At 58.5% G+C, this 16,939-nt stretch carries 14 protein-coding genes; 6 read left to right on the forward strand and 8 right to left on the reverse strand.

The window, feature by feature from the left end; all coding sequences use genetic code 11:
* Positions 1 to 7: 7 nt before the first annotated feature.
* The 6 genes from HW561_RS00695 to xdhA form a co-directional block, all read right to left on the reverse strand.
* Positions 8 to 928 carry an ABC transporter permease gene (locus HW561_RS00695; protein ID WP_176861300.1) on the reverse strand — a complete coding sequence of 307 codons (921 nt, stop codon included), beginning with the start codon at positions 926 to 928 and terminating at the stop codon, positions 8 to 10.
* A 3-nt stretch (positions 929 to 931) separates the two neighbouring features.
* Entirely contained in the window at positions 932 to 2,014 is a 1,083-nt protein-coding gene (locus HW561_RS00700; protein ID WP_176861301.1) for an ABC transporter permease, read from the reverse strand.
* Positions 2,015 to 2,077: 63 nt separating this feature from the next.
* Entirely contained in the window at positions 2,078 to 3,595 is a 1,518-nt protein-coding gene (locus tag HW561_RS00705; RefSeq protein WP_176861303.1) for an ABC transporter ATP-binding protein, read from the reverse strand.
* Positions 3,592 to 4,527, reverse strand: a complete 936-nt coding sequence (xdhC, locus tag HW561_RS00710; protein ID WP_176861305.1) for a xanthine dehydrogenase accessory protein XdhC — start codon at positions 4,525 to 4,527, stop codon at positions 3,592 to 3,594. Before xdhC ends, HW561_RS00705 begins: the two co-directional genes overlap by 4 nt.
* Positions 4,527 to 6,929: a xanthine dehydrogenase molybdopterin binding subunit gene (gene xdhB / locus HW561_RS00715; RefSeq protein ID WP_176861307.1), complete on the reverse strand. Its 2,403-nt coding sequence runs from the start codon at positions 6,927 to 6,929 to the stop codon at positions 4,527 to 4,529. Before xdhB ends, xdhC begins: the two co-directional genes overlap by 1 nt.
* Positions 6,926 to 8,287 (reverse strand): xanthine dehydrogenase small subunit, encoded by a 1,362-nt coding sequence (gene xdhA / locus HW561_RS00720; RefSeq protein ID WP_176861309.1) that lies wholly within the window; start codon positions 8,285 to 8,287, stop codon positions 6,926 to 6,928. Before xdhA ends, xdhB begins: the two co-directional genes overlap by 4 nt.
* Before the next feature lie 343 nt (positions 8,288 to 8,630).
* Here xdhA and dnaE point away from each other — a divergent pair, with 343 nt between their 5' ends.
* The 3 genes from dnaE (at position 8,631) to HW561_RS00735 (ending at position 12,857) form a co-directional block, all read left to right on the forward strand.
* The gene (dnaE, locus tag HW561_RS00725) at positions 8,631 to 12,131 is read left to right on the forward strand and encodes a DNA polymerase III subunit alpha (RefSeq protein WP_176861310.1); all 3,501 of its coding nucleotides are present in this window, start codon (positions 8,631 to 8,633) and stop codon (positions 12,129 to 12,131) included.
* Positions 12,132 to 12,222: 91 nt separating this feature from the next.
* Positions 12,223 to 12,441 carry a hypothetical protein gene (locus HW561_RS00730; RefSeq protein WP_176861129.1) on the forward strand — a complete coding sequence of 73 codons (219 nt, stop codon included), beginning with the start codon at positions 12,223 to 12,225 and terminating at the stop codon, positions 12,439 to 12,441.
* A 47-nt stretch (positions 12,442 to 12,488) separates the two neighbouring features.
* Positions 12,489 to 12,857 carry a hypothetical protein gene (locus HW561_RS00735; protein ID WP_176861312.1) on the forward strand — a complete coding sequence of 123 codons (369 nt, stop codon included), beginning with the start codon at positions 12,489 to 12,491 and terminating at the stop codon, positions 12,855 to 12,857.
* Positions 12,858 to 12,870: 13 nt separating this feature from the next.
* Here the strand turns inward: HW561_RS00735 and HW561_RS00740 are convergent, their stop codons facing one another.
* Positions 12,871 to 13,065, reverse strand: a complete 195-nt coding sequence (locus HW561_RS00740) for a SlyX family protein (RefSeq protein WP_176861313.1) — start codon at positions 13,063 to 13,065, stop codon at positions 12,871 to 12,873.
* A gap of 159 nt (positions 13,066 to 13,224) precedes the next feature.
* Here HW561_RS00740 and hisS point away from each other — a divergent pair, with 159 nt between their 5' ends.
* From hisS to hisG, 3 genes are read left to right on the forward strand one after another with little or no spacing between them, the layout of a single operon-like run.
* The gene (gene hisS, locus HW561_RS00745; protein WP_176861314.1) at positions 13,225 to 14,712 is read left to right on the forward strand and encodes a histidine--tRNA ligase; all 1,488 of its coding nucleotides are present in this window, start codon (positions 13,225 to 13,227) and stop codon (positions 14,710 to 14,712) included.
* Positions 14,713 to 14,715: 3 nt separating this feature from the next.
* Complete coding sequence (locus HW561_RS00750) at positions 14,716 to 15,804, forward strand: ATP phosphoribosyltransferase regulatory subunit (protein ID WP_176861315.1); 1,089 nt, start codon at positions 14,716 to 14,718, stop codon at positions 15,802 to 15,804.
* Positions 15,801 to 16,490, forward strand: a complete 690-nt coding sequence (gene hisG, locus HW561_RS00755) for an ATP phosphoribosyltransferase (RefSeq protein ID WP_176861316.1) — start codon at positions 15,801 to 15,803, stop codon at positions 16,488 to 16,490. The genes HW561_RS00750 and hisG overlap by 4 nt, the downstream gene beginning before the upstream one ends.
* Before the next feature lie 2 nt (positions 16,491 to 16,492).
* Here the strand turns inward: hisG and HW561_RS00760 are convergent, their stop codons facing one another.
* Positions 16,493 to 16,924 (reverse strand): DUF1489 family protein, encoded by a 432-nt coding sequence (locus HW561_RS00760; protein WP_176861317.1) that lies wholly within the window; start codon positions 16,922 to 16,924, stop codon positions 16,493 to 16,495.
* Positions 16,925 to 16,939 lie beyond the last annotated feature (15 nt).

The following is a 16,939-nucleotide window of genomic DNA, read 5'->3' on the forward strand; positions in this document are numbered from 1 at the left end:
GCTCCGTCTAATGCGAAGCGTGGAAGATACGGCCCAGTGAGGCAGGTGCGCTGCTCTTGTCGGCCGAAAGGATCACAAGCACAAGGATCGTGATGATATAGGGCGACATTGCCAGATACTCGACAGGAATGGCAACGCCCGCGGCCTGCAGATTAAGCTGCAAGACTGTGATTCCGCCAAACAAATACGCACCGAGCAATGCGCGCCATGGTTTCCAGCTGGCAAACACCACCAGCGCCAGGGCGATCCAGCCGACACCGGCGGTCATACCCTCGGTCCATTGGGGTACGCGGATCAGGCTGATATAGGCGCCACCCAGACCGGCGCAGGCACCGCCAAACAGGATGGCCATGATACGGATCTTGATGACTTTGTAACCAAGCGCATGAGCCGCATCGTGGTTTTCGCCCACTGCGCGCAGGATCAGACCCACACGCGTATACTTAAGCACTGCCCATACCGCAGCGGTCAACGCGATGCCCAGATAAAGGATTGGATCATGCTGGAACAGGACCGGGCCGATCACGGGGATGTCGCTGATTATTGGGATATGGATCTCGCCCATGCTGGGTGGTTTCACGCCGACATAGCTTTGGCCCATAAGCGCACTGAACCCTAACCCAAACAACGTCAGTGCCAGACCGCTTGCGACCTGATTGGCCAGCGCAAACTGCGTCAGCAGGACAAACAGCAAGGACAGAACCGCGCCTCCGATGGCGGCTGCAATGAAACCCAGCCAGGGTGAGCCCGTTTCGACCGAGATGGCAAAGCCGCTGATTGCGCCAACGATCATCATACCTTCGACGCCAAGGTTCAAAACTCCGGCTTTTTCTACAACGAGTTCACCGATCGCAGCCAAGAGAAGAGGGGTGGCGGCCACCATCAGCGAAGCCACCAGAAGTACAGGATTGATTTCAGATAGGTCCATGGCTCAGGCTACCTCGCTACGGGCCGCACGGATGCGGTAGTTGGTCAAAAGATCGAAGGCCAGCAGGAAGAACAGAAGCATTCCCTGAAACACCTGAATGGCGGCGGCGGGCAGACCCAGTTGGGACTGAGCGATTTCCCCGCCAATGTAGGTCAGGGCCATCAATCCTCCTGCCAGCAGGATGCCCACCGGGTGCAGACGACCCAGAAAGGCCACGATGATTGCGGTAAAGCCATAGCCGACGTTGAAGTCGATACTGACGACACCTGATGGGCCCGAGACCTCGAACATACCCGCCAACCCGGCCAAAGCGCCGGACAGTCCCAGACAGAACAGGATCAGACGCGCGGGATTTACACCGGCAAACTTTGCTGCGCGGGGCGCTTCGCCGGTCAGTCGGATGTGAAAGCCCAGTATATGACGGTTCAGCAGGACATAGGCAAAGATCACCGCAATAAAGGCTGCGACGACACCCCAATGCATGCCCGACCCGGCAATCAGCTCGGCGTTGTGCCCGCTGTCATAGGACTGAAAGTTGCGCGAGCCGGGAAAGCCGAACCCTTCAGGGTTCTTCAGCAACCCCAGCGAGACCGAGGCCAACATCTGCTCGGCCACATAGACCAGCATCAGCGAGACAAGGATTTCGTTTGTGCCAAAGCGGACTTTCAGAAAGGCCGGGATCGTGGCCCAGATCCAGCCGCCAAATGCACCGGCGATCACCATGATCGGAAAGATGTACCATGCATCAAGCGGGTAAAATGCCAATCCCGCCCCTGCGCCAAAGATGGCGCCCATGATGTACTGCCCTTCGGCGCCAATATTCCAGATGCCCGCGCGAAAGCCCAAAGACAGACCGATCGCGATCAGCACCAATGGCGCGCCTTTCACCAATAATTGTGGGCGGTAGTAGAATGAGAACTCACCGAACAATGGGTCCCAAAAGATAGTGCCTATGGCCTCGATCGGGTTTTTGCCCAGAATGGCGAACAATACACCACCAAAAAGCATCGTTGCCAGTACCGCAACCAAGGGGGTCGCATAGGACCACGCCTTGGACGGCTGAGGTCGTTTCTCCAACACAATCACCTGCTCATCCCCCCGAGTTTTTCATCTTTTTGTAAGTACTCCCGCCGGAGGCGGTTCAACGGCTCAAACATGGGCCACCTCCATGCCATGCGCGCCGCCCATCATCAGGCCAATCTCATCCACCGTAAGACCCGTGGTCAGGCGCGGAGCGCTAAGTCGGCCTTCATTCAGTGCGGCAAAGCTGTCCGAGATTTCCATCAGCTCATCCAGATCCTGACTGATGCAGATGACCGCCGTGCCGTTGGCAGCCAGATCCAGAATGGCCTGCCGGATCGATGCCGCTGCGGCCGCATCCACGCCCCAGGTCGGTTGATTGACTACCAATACGTCTGGGTTCTGCAGCACTTCGCGACCAATCACAAATTTCTGTAGGTTACCACCTGACAGCGACCGGGCGGCATTTTCTGGTCCGGGCGTGCGCACATCGAAGGCTTTGATGATTTTCTCGGCGAAAACTTTGGTTTCACTCCATTTCAGAAAGCCGTTGCTTTCCAATCCTTCGCGAACCGAACCGGTCAGAAAGGCGTTCTCGGTCAGTGTCATGTCCGGGGCCGCAGCGTGGCCAAGGCGTTCCTCGGGCGCGGTCAGGACGCCCAATTTGCGGCGTGCAGTGGGGCCAAGTTTGCCAATCGACTGTCCATTGAACTTGATCGCGTCGGCAGTTGTCAGAATCTCACCCGACAAAACGCCCAGCAATTCATCCTGACCGTTGCCAGCAACGCCGCCAATGCCCAGAACTTCGCCCTTGCGCACCGTCATGTGTACATTTCTCAGTGCGGTGCCAAACTCCGAAGGCGACGGCACGGACAACCCGGTGACATCCAGCGCCACCTCGCCAAACTCACGCCCCGAACGTTCGGGTGTCTGCAGGGTCGAGCCCACCATCATTTCGGCCATGTCGCGCGCAGAAGTTTCGCTGGGCACGCATTCGCCCACATTCTTGCCCAAGCGCAGGATCGTGGCATGATCACAGAGCGTACGAATTTCCTCCAACTTGTGTGAGATATACAGGATCGAGGTACCCTCGGATCGCAATTTGTTGAGCGTTTCAAACAGGATCTCAACCTCTTGCGGCGTCAGAACCGATGTTGGCTCATCCATGATCAACAGCTTTGGGTCTTGCAACAGACAGCGGATGATTTCGACGCGCTGACGTTCGCCAGCCGATAGATCGCCAACGGTGCGATAAGGATCCAGCGGCAGGCCGTAGGTCTCGGACACCTCGCGGATGCGCGAGGCCAGATCGCCCATGGCGGGCGGGTTTTCCATCCCCAGCGCGATATTTTCGGCCACGTTCAGCGCGTCAAACAGCGAGAAATGCTGAAATACCATCGCAATCCCGTCCGCACGCGCTGAGCGGGGTTCGGGCGGGGCATAGGTTTGACCGCGCAGCAGCATGGTGCCGCTGTCCGGTTTCACCAAACCATAGATCATTTTCACCAGCGTGGATTTACCCGCGCCGTTCTCGCCCAGCAAAGCGTGAACTTCGCCTTCACCGATGTCAAAGGACACCTGATCATTGGCCACGACGCCGGGATAGGCTTTGGTCAGCCCTTGTAGGCTTAATAATGGGGTGGTCACGCGCTCAGGTCCTTCTTCAGTTCGTTCTGCCGGGCAGGGCGCAGGATTTGCGCCGCGACGCCGACGGCGATCATCTGCGGGTGCTTGCCCAGTGACGGATCGCCAATCGGGCAGGTGATCCGTTTTATTCGTTCGGGCGAATGCCCAAGGGCGGCCAGCCGCGACCGGAATCGCGCCCATTTCGTAGCCGAGCCGATCAGGCCCGCAAAGCGGAAATCATGCAAAAGCAGCCTGTTGCACAGTTCCAGATCCAGATTGTGCGAATAAGTCAGCACCAAATGCTCGGCATCGCGTGGCGCATGTCGCACCAGCTCTGTTGGATTTGCTGCCGGCAACACGGTCACCCCTTCGGGTACGGAATCGGGAAAGCGCTCGAACCCGGTGTCGATCCAGGTGATCGCCAGATCGGGTAGAGGTGACAGAACGTCGACCAAAGCGCGGCCCACATGACCAGCACCCCAAATCCATAGATCACGCGCGGGTTTATGCACCGGCTCTACCATCCAGCCGTCGATCAGCTGTGGTTCTGGCTGAACCCCCTGACCACGGGCTTGCGCCAGTAAACGTTTGACGGAAAGTGGCATATCGCCATCAGACACTGAGCGAGCGATGATCGTGTCATCCAGCCCGTCCACGGTTTCGCGGTCATAGATCTCGGTCAGCAGCGTCACTGCCCCGCCGCAGCACTGACCCAGATCGGGCCCAAGTGCATGTTGCGTCAGCCGGGCAGCCGTCGTCTGAGACCGCGCCGCTTCTGCGGCCTGAAATTCCATCGTGCCACCGCCGATGGTGCCACTTTGCCCGTCCTTCCAAACCAGCATTGCCGCGCCGACTTCACGGGGGGACGATCCCTTGATCGCCGCGATGACCACCCGGACCACCTTTCCGTGGGTTTTGACCGCCTCCCTCAAAGCTTCCCGATCAAATCCCATTAGGTACCTCCCTTAACTCTGTGAACGCCGCGCCAGACTTCTTCAGCCGTGGCAGGTGCATCCAGTGCCGGATAACTGTCCCCACAGGCCGAAACCGCATGGGAAAGCGCCAGCCATGCCGAAATACCCAGCATAAAGGGCGGCTCTCCTACAGCTTTCGAGCGATAGATTGTATCTTCGCGATTTTCTCCACTCCAGAGCGCGACGTTGAAAACATCAGGCCGATCGGAACAGGCGGGTATCTTATAGGTCGATGGCGCATGCGTGCGCAGATCGCCCTTGCCATCCCAGACAAGTTCTTCGGTCGTAAGCCATCCCGCACCTTGCACATAACCGCCTTCGACCTGTCCGATGTCCAAGGCTGGGTTCAGCGATGCGCCGGCATCATGCAGGATATCCGTGCGCAGAATACGGTTCTCGCCAGTCAGTGTGTCGACGGCGACTTCTGTGACCGAAGCGCCGTAGGCGAAATAAAAGAACGGGCGACCGCGTCCCTTGATCCGGTCCCATTCGATCTTGGGTGTCTTGTAGAACCCGGTTGCCGACAGGCTGACCCGGCCCTGGTAAACCAGAGCAGCCGCCTCGGCAAAGCTGTACCGTGCCTCTCCTACTTCGACGTGACCGTTGCTGAAGATGACACTAACCGGATCGGCTTGATGCCGCTCGGCAAGATAGTCGGCCATGCGGTCACGGATCGTATCGCACGCCGCTTTGACCGCCATGCCATTCAGATCGCTACCTGATGATGCCGCCGTGGCCGAAGTATTTGGCACTTTAGCCGTATCCGTTGCGGTGATCTTGACCATTTCCTGTGGGATGCCAAAGCGCGAGGCGGCCACCTGCGCCACTTTTTGGAACAGACCCTGACCCATTTCGGTCCCACCGTGGTTCAGGTGAACCGAGCCGTCCTGATACACATGCACCAGCGCGCCCGCCTGATTCAGGTGAGTCAGTGTGAAAGAAATACCGAATTTTACAGGCGAGAAGGCGATACCCTTCTTAATCACGCGGTTCTCGGCGTTCCATTTCTCGATGGCGGCTTTGCGTGTGACGTAGTCGCTGGATTTCAGCAAGGCTTCTGTCATGCCGTGTAGTTCGAAATCGCTGACCTCCATTCCGTAGGGCGTTGTGTTACCGCCTGCAGGCAGAGGTCTGACCGGCGCATCTCCCACCTCGACCGCGCCGCGGCTGGTCAGATCTTCGTGCGGGTCAGGATGGCCGAGCGGTTTTTCTGCGGGCGTGGTCTCCACGACCGCGTGCGCAGGTTCGTAGTAGTTGCGGCGACGCAGTTCGACAGGATCCAGCCCCAATTCAAAGGCCGCGTGATCCATGACACGCTCGATTCCGACCATACCCTGCGGACCGCCAAAGCCGCGATAGGCGGTGGCGGATTGGGTGTTGGTTTTTAGCCGATGGCTTTCGATCCGCGCATTGGGCAACAGATAGGCATTGTCCGAATGCAGCATGGCACGGTCTGCAACGGGCAGGGACAAGTCCTGTGCCCAACCGCAAATTGCGTGATGCAGGAAGGAAGCGCCTTGAACATGCCCGTGTTCATCAAACCCGGCACGGTAATAGATCCGGAAGGCGTGACGCTTGCCAGTGATGATCATGTCATCGTCACGGTCATAGCGCATTTTGCACGCCTTGCCAGTTGCGCGAGCGGCAATGGCACAGGCCACCGCCAGCGCGTTGCCCTGACTTTCCTTGCCACCAAAGCCTCCGCCCATGCGGCGGGTTTCGACACGGACCGCATGCATCGGAACGCCCAAAGCATCTGCAACCTTGTGCTGAATCTCGGTCGGGTGCTGGGTCGAGGAATGCACCAGCATATCCACGCCTTCGTTCGGCACGGCCAGAGCGGCCTGACCTTCCAGATAGAAGTGTTCCTGCCCACCGAGTTCGAAACTGCCTTCGATGACATGGGCCGCGCGTGCAATAGCGGCATCCGCGTCGCCCTTGGCATAAATACGCGGGCCGTCTTCGAACCGGCTGTCGGCGGCCAATGCCTCTTCGATCGTTAAGATCGGAGTTTCTTCGGCATAGTCGATCTTGCCCAGTCGCGCCGCCTTTCGGGCAGCCAGATGGCTGGTGGCGATCACGAGGAAGACGGGCTGCCCGATGTAGTGAACAGTGCCGTCGGACAGAAGCGGCTCGTCATGGATCGAGGGCGAGACATCATTGGTAAATGGCAGGTCGTCTGCGGTCATCACCATGACCACGCCGTCGGCGGCTTTGACTGCCGACAGGTCCATCGTGGTGATCTTGCCCTTGGCAATCGGGCTCAGACCAAAGGCCAGATGCAGCGATCCTTTGGGCGTCGGGATGTCATCCACATATCGCGCTGTGCCTGAGACATGCAGGGGAGCTGCGTCATGGGGCAGGGATTTTGTCACACTCATGCCGACACCTCCAGCACGTTTGTCACTTCGTCCTGATCTTCGAGGAAGTATCGTTCGAGCATCGCTTTGGCTGTTTCCAGCCGGTAGTTCGCCGAGGCGCGCATGTCTGTTAGCGGCGCAAAATCATCAGCAAAGGCTGGAATCGCCGCCTGTATCGTTTCGAGCGTCCAAGGTTTGCCAAGAAGCGCAGCCTCGACGTTTGACGCCCGTTTCGGAATACCGGCCATGCCGCCAAAGGCGATGCGCACCTGCGTGACGGTGCCTTCTGATACCGTGACGTTGAAACATCCGCATACGGCCGAGATGTCCTGATCGAACCGCTTGCTGAGCTTGTAGCATTTCAGACGGTCGGGTTGACGGGTGAAGCTGACCGCTTCGACAAACTCGCCGGGTTTGCGGTCTTGATTGCCATAGTCGATGAAAAAATCTTCCAGTGGAACCTGCCGCCGTTCGTCGCCTTTGCGCAGATGCAGCACGGCATTCAAGGCGATCAGCGCCGGTGGGTTGTCTCCGATAGGCGAGCCATTGGCGATGTTGCCGCCAACGGTGGCCGCGTGGCGCACCTGAACGCTGGCGTACCGGCGGATCATCTCGGCATATGATGGATGCAGATCGGCCAGCGCCTCGCCCATGCGGTTCATGTCGACCATGGCGCCGAACTGAATTTCTTCCTCGGTGATTGTGACCTCTTTCAGATCGTCGCAGCGGTTCAGAAAAATGACGGGGTCGAGATGACGCAACTGCTTGGTAACCCACAGACCAACATCGGTCGCGCCAGCGACCAGAATGGCATTTGGATACTCGGCATAGATAGCGGCCAACTCGTCAGAGGAGCCAGGCAGCATGGGTGATGTCGCTTTTGCTGCCATCGGCTTGTCCCTGACCCAAACCGGTACCGGCTGTTCCTCAGCGGCTTTTGCCGCGCGTATGATCGGCGCATAGCCTGTGCACCGGCATAGGTTGCCGGCAAGCTGCGTGTCATGGTCTGTCGCGCCAACGGCATGACCGGCCACCATCGACATGACAAAACCGGGGGTGCAGAAGCCGCATTGCGAGCCGTGCAGGTCGACCATGGTCTGCTGCACTGGGTGTGCTTCGCCATTTGGGCCACTGGCACCTTCGACCGTGCGTACCGCTCTACCGTGCAACTGAGGCAGGAACAGGATGCAGGAATTGAGCGCCTTGGCGCCGCCTTCGTCCGTCACCATGACGGTGCAGGCGCCGCAATCGCCTTCGTTGCAGCCTTCTTTGGTACCGGTCAGGCCGCGATCCTCGCGCAGCCAATCCAGCAGGGTCGCCGTCGGATCGACATCCGACAGCTCCACTGTCTCTCCGTTCAGAAGAAACGTGATGTTCATTCGTGAAACCCGTCGCCTTACCCGGTTGCGCCCATTGGTGCTCTCCTTCGATGCGACGTAGAAAGAGTAGCGGGCTGGTAGCTTGCCGTAAGATGTTAGAAACAGCGCAGGCGATCTGGCAAGAAAAACTGCCTGTGTGATACACCATTATACACAAACGGCGTTAGATTGTCGCATTGGTTGAATGTTCAGTTGCTTGAAACTAAAGCATTTTGTGCCAAGTATAGCAATTGCGTTCCGAAGCACCTTCTGGAAAAGCCGAATAATCCAAGTCTATTATTTCGGCAAACCGATAGCGCGGTTCTTGCTTTTGCAACGCGTCTGGCTGGGATAGCTTGCGGGAATGAGCAGCATTCCACGATTCATTCACCTCCGTGTTCACACCGAATATTCTCTGCTGGAAGGCGCCGTGCGGCTGAAAAAGCTTCCCGCGCTTTGCGAGAAATTGGATATGCCCGCCGTTGCGGTCACGGATACCAACAGCATGTTCTCGGCGTTGGAGTTTTCCGTGACGGCCAGTGGGGCTGGGATTCAGCCGATCATGGGCTGTCAGGTCGACCTGACCTTCGCGGAGGCACAGCCAGGTGAAAAGCCGAAAGCCCCCGCGCCATTGGTCCTGCTAGCGCAGTCCGAAGCGGGGTATGAGAACCTGATGAAGCTCAGCTCCTGTCTTTATGTGGACAAAGGCGGGCAGTTGCCGCAGGTCACGTTGGAGGAGCTTGCAACGCATTCCGACGGGTTGATCTGCCTTAGTGGTGGACCTGACGGCCCGGTGGGTCGACAGCTGCAACAAGGTCAACGCCCGGCGGCCGAAGCGCTGGTGGATCGGCTGGCCGCCATGTTCCCAGACCGCCTTTACATCGAATTGCAGCGCCATCCGGGCGAGGATGGTCAGCCCGAGGCCGAACGCCTGACCGAGCGCGGGCATGTGGAAATGGCCTACGCCAAGAACTTGCCGCTGGTCGCGACAAACGATGCCTATTTCCCGTCTTCGGACATGTATGAGGCCCATGACGCGCTGATCTGTATCGCAGAAGGCGCTTATGTCGATCAGCAAGCGGGTCGTCGCCGCCTGACCGCGCAGCACTATTTCAAATCTCAGCAGGAAATGGTCACGCTGTTTGCCGATCTGCCAGAGGCTATCGAGAACACGGTCGAGATCGCCAAACGCTGCTCCTTTATGGCCTACATGCGCGATCCGATCCTGCCTAAATTCGCTGATGACGAAGTTGCCGAACTGCGCCGAATTGCCAATGAAGGTCTGCAAAAACGACTGGCGGTGATCCCGCACGCGGTGACGCCCGAAGAATACCAGGAGCGGCTGGACTTCGAGTTGGACATCATCGAGGGGATGGGCTTCCCCGGCTACTTCCTGATTGTTGCGGATTTTATTCAATGGTCCAAGGATCAGGACATTCCGGTCGGACCGGGACGGGGTTCGGGTGCGGGCTCTCTGGTGGCTTACGCATTGACGATTACCGACCTTGATCCGCTACGATACAGCCTGCTGTTTGAGCGCTTCTTGAACCCTGAACGTGTGTCGATGCCCGATTTTGATATCGACTTCTGTATGGATCGCCGCGAAGAGGTGATCCGCTATGTTCAGCAAAAATACGGTCGCGACAAGGTGGGGCAGATCATTACCTTTGGTGCGCTTCTGTCGAAGGCCGCCATTCGTGACATCGGACGGGTTCTGCAGATGCCATACGGGCAGGTGGATCGCCTGTCCAAGATGATCCCGGTTGAGGGGGTCAAACCCGTCTCAATCGAAAAGGCGCTGAAAGACGAACCGCGCCTGCGCGAAGAGGCCCGCAACGAAGAGGTTGTGGAACGTCTGCTCACCTATGGCCAACAGGTCGAAGGATTGCTGCGGAACGCCTCGACCCACGCGGCCGGTGTGGTGATCGGGGACCGTCCGCTGGACGCGCTGGTGCCGCTGTACCAAGACCCGCGCTCGGATATGCCTGCGACCCAGTTCAACATGAAATGGGTCGAACAGGCCGGGCTGGTCAAGTTCGACTTTCTGGGTCTGAAAACCCTGACGGTGATCCAGAATGCCATGGATCTGATCTTCAGATCCGACAGACCGCTGCATATCGCAGCCGATGGCACGGAGCTTTATGAACCCGCCGAGGGAGCTGAGAACCAGATCAACGCCATCCCGCTGGATGACGAGGCCACATACAAGCTTTATTCCGCGGCCAAGACGGTGGCGGTGTTCCAGGTGGAAAGCTCGGGCATGATGGATGCGCTCAAGCGGATGAAGCCGGATTGTATCGAGGATATCATTGCCCTTGTCGCGCTCTACCGTCCCGGCCCGATGGAGAACATCCCCAAGTTCTGCGAGGTCAAGAACGGGCTGAGCCAACGGGACACGCTGCACACCTCCATCGACCATATCCTGGATGAAACCCAAGGCATCATCGTCTACCAGGAACAGGTGATGCAGATCGCACAGGAAATGGCGGGCTATAGCCTCGGTGGTGCGGACCTGCTGCGTCGCGCGATGGGTAAGAAGATCCAGGAGGCGATGGACGCCGAACGGCCCAAATTCCTCAAGGGCGCGGCCGAGAACGACGTGGACGAGGCCAAGGCGACCGAGGTCTGGAACCTGCTGGACAAGTTCGCCAACTATGGTTTCAACAAATCCCACGCTGCCGCCTACGCGGTGGTCAGCTATCAGACCGGCTGGCTGAAGGCGAACCACCCGGTCGAGTTTATGGCCGGCGTCATGAACTGCGATATCCATCTGACCGACAAGCTGGCCGTCTATTTTGAAGAGGTTCGCAAGGGGCTGGAGCTGCCTTACATTCCGCCCTGCGTGAACCGCTCACAAGCGACTTTCGATGTGGCCGGTGGGCATCTGGTCTACGCGCTGGGCGCGCTCAAGAACGTGGGCGTCGAGGCGATGAACTTGGTGGTCGAAGGGCGGGGCGATAAGCCTTTCGTCAATCTGTTCGATTTCGCCCGCTGTGTTGACCTCAAGAAGGTTGGCAAGCGCCCGCTGGAAATGCTGGCGCGGGCAGGAGCCTTTGATCAGTTGGACAGCAACCGAAGGCGCGTGTTCGAAAGCCTTGATCCGTTGGTGAATTATTCGGGGGCGATCCACGAACAGAGGAACTCCAATCAGGTCTCGTTGTTTGGCGAGGCGGGTGATGACCTGCCCGAACCACGCCTGCCGCTGTCGCCCGACTGGCTGCCTGCCGAACGGCTGAGCGAGGAATTCAAGGCCATCGGCTTTTATCTGTCAGGCCACCCGCTGGATGACTACATGCCCGCGTTGAAGCGCAAACAGGTGCTGACGCTGGACGAAGTGATGGAAAAGGCCCGCTCCGGCCCGCTGATCGCCAAGATGGCCGGTGTTGTCGCCGGACGGCAGGAACGGAAATCGGCACGCGGCAATAGATTTGCCTTTGCCCAACTTTCCGATCCTACCGGTGCATATGAAGTAACATTGTTCTCTGAAACATTGGAGAAATCCCGGGAGTTTCTGGAAACCGGCGCGCAGGTGGTTCTGACCGCCGAGGCGACAATGGAAGCCGATCAGCTTAAGCTGCTGGGTCGCTCCGTCGGGCCCGTCGATTCCGTGGTGGCCGAAGCCGGCGCGACCGGTTTGCGCATTTTTGTAGGTGAAGCACAGGCGCTGCCCACAGTCGCCAAGGTGCTTGCAGACGCGGCAGGTGTTGCGAAGAATGCCTCAAAGGGGCCGATTCAATTGTGTCTGCTGGATCCGGGCTTGCCGGGTGATGTGGAAATGGAATTGGGGCGGTCGTTTCCGATAAACCCGCAGATCAAGGGTGCAATCAAATCTCTGGACGGTGTGATGTCGGTCGAGGAAATCTGAACGTCTAACGCTTTGTTGCCAGAAAATTTGCGTCCGGTTAGGCTGATACCCGAATACTATTCTTTGGGTTATGTCGCAGGAGGGCGCCCGCATGACGATTGCTGGAATTGGTTTCAGAACACTCACATTTGCAACGATCGCCACATTGGCATTGGTCTCCGCCTCAGTCGGATTGGCGGATGACAAGAAAAAAAAGAAAACGATTGAAGGTGCATTGATCGGCGCAGGTGTTGGCGCGTTGGTTGGTGATGGCAAAGGCGCTGCTGCCGGAGCAGTCGTCGGGGCGCTTATCGGGGCTAATTCAAAATGACCCGCAAACCTGAGATTGAGGCGGAGGAAATATCGAAAGGGATAGTTATGCGTTTTGACAAAATCAGACTTATTTCTGGCGCGGCCCTGATCGCGATGCCGGGTTTTCTATACGCGGATGAAGCGGCGGAACAGATGGTGCAGGACGCTTTGCCGGTTATGTATCACACCTGCGCTTCGGTCATTGAAGAGGCAGATGGCGACGACACATATGTTTTGGCGATTGTGGAAAAGATGACGGCCCTGTCGATTTACAATCGCGAGATCAACATCGAGGAACACGCCACCTCGGACGAGGAAAAAGCCCAGCTGCGGGAGGCCTTTCTGACCGCGCTGAAAGAAGGTTGCACCGGAGACGAGAACGCCCTTTTGGCCGGTGTGGTCGATGGTGCGGTGAAATCGACGTTGGGTCTTTAGTCCGGTCTGATCTTCAATAATGCGGCGGGCGTTCGTCCCCCAGCACGATCCCGCCGGATCCTTCCTGTGCCCGTTCGCCCTCACGCTGCAGCAGCATCTCGACCCGGCGGGTCAGGCGATCAATCTCGTCCTGTTGCCTGGTGACGACAGCATTGAGGTCCTCGACCGTGCGCGTCAGATGGGCGATCTGTTCTTCCAAATGCTGCATTTTACGTTCCTGTGGATGCTCGTGTCCCTGCGGTGCTCATAGCGGCCCAGGGATCGCAAGGCCAGAGAAACCACTCCCTGCGGCAGCGGGTTGGCTTGCCCCGATACGGACCATGGGATAGACCGCGCGCGGAACGACTATATCCCAAGGACGCCCCAAATGGCCAAGCCCAAGAAACAGCCCCGCCCCAAGGCAGTCACGCCGAAAGGGTTCCGCGACTATTTCGGCTCGGAAGTCACGCAGCGCACCGAGATGCTGCGGGCTATTGCTGGCGTCTATCATCGGTACGGATTTGACGCGCTGGAAAGCAGCGCTGTCGAGACGGTCGAGGCACTGGGCAAGTTCCTGCCTGATGTGGATCGCCCGAACGAGGGCGTGTTTGCTTGGCAGGAATTTGACGAAAAAGACAACGGCGACTGGATGGCATTGCGCTATGATCTGACCGCGCCGTTGGCCCGTGTCTATGCGCAGCACCGCAACGATTTACCGACGCCTTATCGCCGCTATGCGATGGGTCCGGTTTGGCGTAACGAAAAGCCGGGTCCTGGCCGTTTTCGGCAATTCTATCAATGTGACGCGGATACGGTTGGCACTGCGTCGATGGCCGCCGATGCCGAGATATGCGCGATGCTGTCCGACACGCTGGAGACGGTCGGCATTCCGCGCGGTGACTATCTGGTACGTGTGAATAACCGCAAGGTTTTGAATGGCGTGCTTGAAGCGATGGGTCTGGGTGAAGACGCTGCGGCCCGTGACAACGTGCTGCGCACCATCGACAAGTTCGACAAGGTGGGTGAACAGGGCGTGCGTGAACTGTTGACCAAGGGTCGGCTGGACGCGTCCGGGGCGTTTATCGACGGCGTGGGTCTCAGCGATGATCAGGCTGAACCGGTGATTGCGTTTCTGACTTCCAAGGCGGAGGACACCGCCGGAACGCTCGCTAACTTGCGTGCTGCGGTTGGGGACAGCAAGATTGGTGCCGACGGCATTGCGGAGCTCGAACAGATCGGTGCCCTGTTGGATGCCGGTGGCTATGGCGCGGATCGCATCGAAATCGATCCGTCGGTTGTCCGTGGGCTCGGCTACTACACAGGCCCAGTCTACGAGGCCGAGCTGACCTTTGAAATTTTCGACGAAAAAGGCCGCAAGCGGCAGTTCGGCTCGGTTGCAGGTGGTGGTCGCTATGACGACTTGGTCAAACGTTTCACCGGACAGGAAGTGCCGGCGACCGGTATTTCCATCGGTGTTGACCGCCTATTGGCCGCCCTGCGCGAAAAGGGCCGGATCAGCGCGCAAGCCAAAGGACCTGTGGTCGTGACCGTGATGGACCGCGACCGTATGGCCGATTATCAGGCGATGGTGGCAGACCTGCGCAACGCCGATATTCGCGCCGAGGTTTATCTGGGCAATCCCAAGAATTTCGGCAATCAGCTAAAATATGCGGACAAGCGGAACTCTCCGATTGCGGTGATCGAAGGTGGCGATGAAAAGGCCAATGGCATCGTGCAGATCAAGGACCTGATCCTGGGCGCTAAGATCGCTGAAAGCGCCACACTTGAGGAATGGAAAGAACGCCCCAGCCAGTTCGAAGTGCCGCGTGGTGATCTGGTCGCGAAGGTGCGTGAAATTCTGGACAATCAGGACTGACCTATGCCGAACCGTTCCCAGATACAGGCCCGCGCCGCGATGATGCGTGTGCGGTTCGAGGCCGCCGGGGCGCAGGTTGTTGACCCGCCTTTGCTGCAACCGGCTGAGATACTGCTGGATCTTTACGGCGAAGACATTCGCGCCCGTGCCTACGTGACCTCGGACGCGTTGCGCGGTGAACAGATGCTGCGCCCGGACTTTACGCTTCCGGTTGTACAGATGCATATGAGCGAAGGGGCGGAGCCCGCTCGCTATACCTACTCAGGAGAGGTGTTCCGCCGCCAAGAACATGATCCGGATCGTGCCAATGAGTACATCCAGGTAGGCTACGAAGTCTTCGATCGCGAAGATCCCGCCGGGGCGGATGCCGAGGTGTTCTCGCTGTTCGCTCTGCAATTGCGCGGTTTGCGCTTGCGTGCGGCGACTGGCGATATCGGTATTCTGACCGCAGCCGTTCAGGGCCTGCGGACAACAGAGCGGCGTAAGGCGGCATTGATGCGGCACCTGTGGCGCCCGCGTCGGTTCCGGGTCTTGTTAGATCGGTTTTCCGGGCGCAAGCCCGAGCCTGAGGTGCGGGCCGAACTGCTGGACGACACCGATCCGATGGGGTTTGATGTTCCGATGATTGGCAAGCGCCGCGCTTCGGAGATCGAAGCGCGCATTGAGGCGCTTCGCGAGGATCGGGCGACGCCACCGATTTCGGACAATGAACTTACAGGGTTGGAGGCGCTGCTGACTGTGCGTGAAACCATGCCCTTCGCGCTGGAACAATTGCGCGACGTGGCTGTGGACCTGCCTCAGATCACACCGGCGCTCGACCGGCTTGAAGCGCGGATTGCGGCGTTGCAGGCGCGTGGCGTCGATGTTGAGCGATTGGATTTCGAAGCTGCTTATGGCCGGACGTCGATGGAATATTATGATGGGTTTGTCTTTGGCTTTTATGCAGAAGGACGCCCTGATCTACCGCCGATTGCGACCGGCGGGCGGTATGATGCTTTGACGCGGCAACTGGGCAACGGGGTGGAAATCCCTGCTGTGGGCGGAGTATTGCGCCCGGACCTGATGCTCGAAATCGAGGAGGTAGCCTCATGAGCCTGAAACTTGGCGTGCCTTCCAAAGGTCGGTTGATGGAAAAAACTTTCTCGTGGTTCGAAAAGCGCGGCATCACCCTGTCACGCAGCGGGTCCGAGCGGGAATATGCAGGCAAAGTCGATGGGATCGATGGCGTAACCCTTGTATTGCTGTCCGCAGGTGAAATCCCGCGCGAGCTGGCATCCGGACGGATTCACCTCGGGGTTACAGGCACCGATCTGGTGCACGAAAAACTGCCGCGCTGGGAACAGCAGGTGGAACAGGTTTCACTGCTGGGGTTTGGCCAAGCCGATTTGATTATCGCAACGCCAGCTTGCTGGGTGGACGTCGATTCCCTTGATGATCTGGATGCCGTCGCCGCCGCATTTCGCAAGACCCATGGTCACCGGCTGCGGATCGCGACGAAATATCACCGGCTGGTGCGCGAATTCTTGTCGGATGCCGGGGTCGCTGATTTCACTTTGGTGGACAGTCAGGGGGCGACCGAAGGGACGGTCGTGAACGAAACAGCTGAGGCGATTGCCGACATTACCTCGACCGGGGAAACCTTGCGGGCGAACCATCTGAAAATCCTCTCGGACGGGTTGATCCTGAAGTCTCAGGCTACGCTGTGGCGTAGCCGGGTGGCCAGCTATGATACAACGGACAAACAGATTTTGACGGAGCTTTTGGACCGGTTGAGCTGAGTTTACAGCACGCCGATATCTGCCAGTGCGCGGTTCAGATCGTCGGGCAGAGCGTCATCCTGTTCCCGGCCTTTCGGCAGATCGGCCGGGGTGTCCTCGGGTTTGAGGTAGCGCCAGCCCTGGAACGGACGTTTCAGGGCGTTCTGAGTGCGGTGCACGTCGGGGTCCAGCACGATCGCGCAGCGGCGTATGCCGTCTTCGCCCCTGACCTCATCCAATCGCAAGATGCGCTGGCGGCATTGCACGACACCCTTGATCACCCAGTAGATTGATCCGCCGCACAGAATCTCGGCCTCGCGCTTGGGCCACATGCGGGTGACATGGCGCGGCAAACCGTCTTCGTACAAGGGTTTGCGGCTGTCCTGCCATTCCATCAGTGTGTCGACGCTTTCGGAGCCGACCGAGAGTTTTATCAGGTTTACGTACTTATCCACAGCTTTCCCACAGAG

Origin of the sequence: Ruegeria haliotis, assembly GCF_013377785.1 — a bacterium.
Lineage (GTDB): Bacteria > Pseudomonadota > Alphaproteobacteria > Rhodobacterales > Rhodobacteraceae > Ruegeria > Ruegeria haliotis.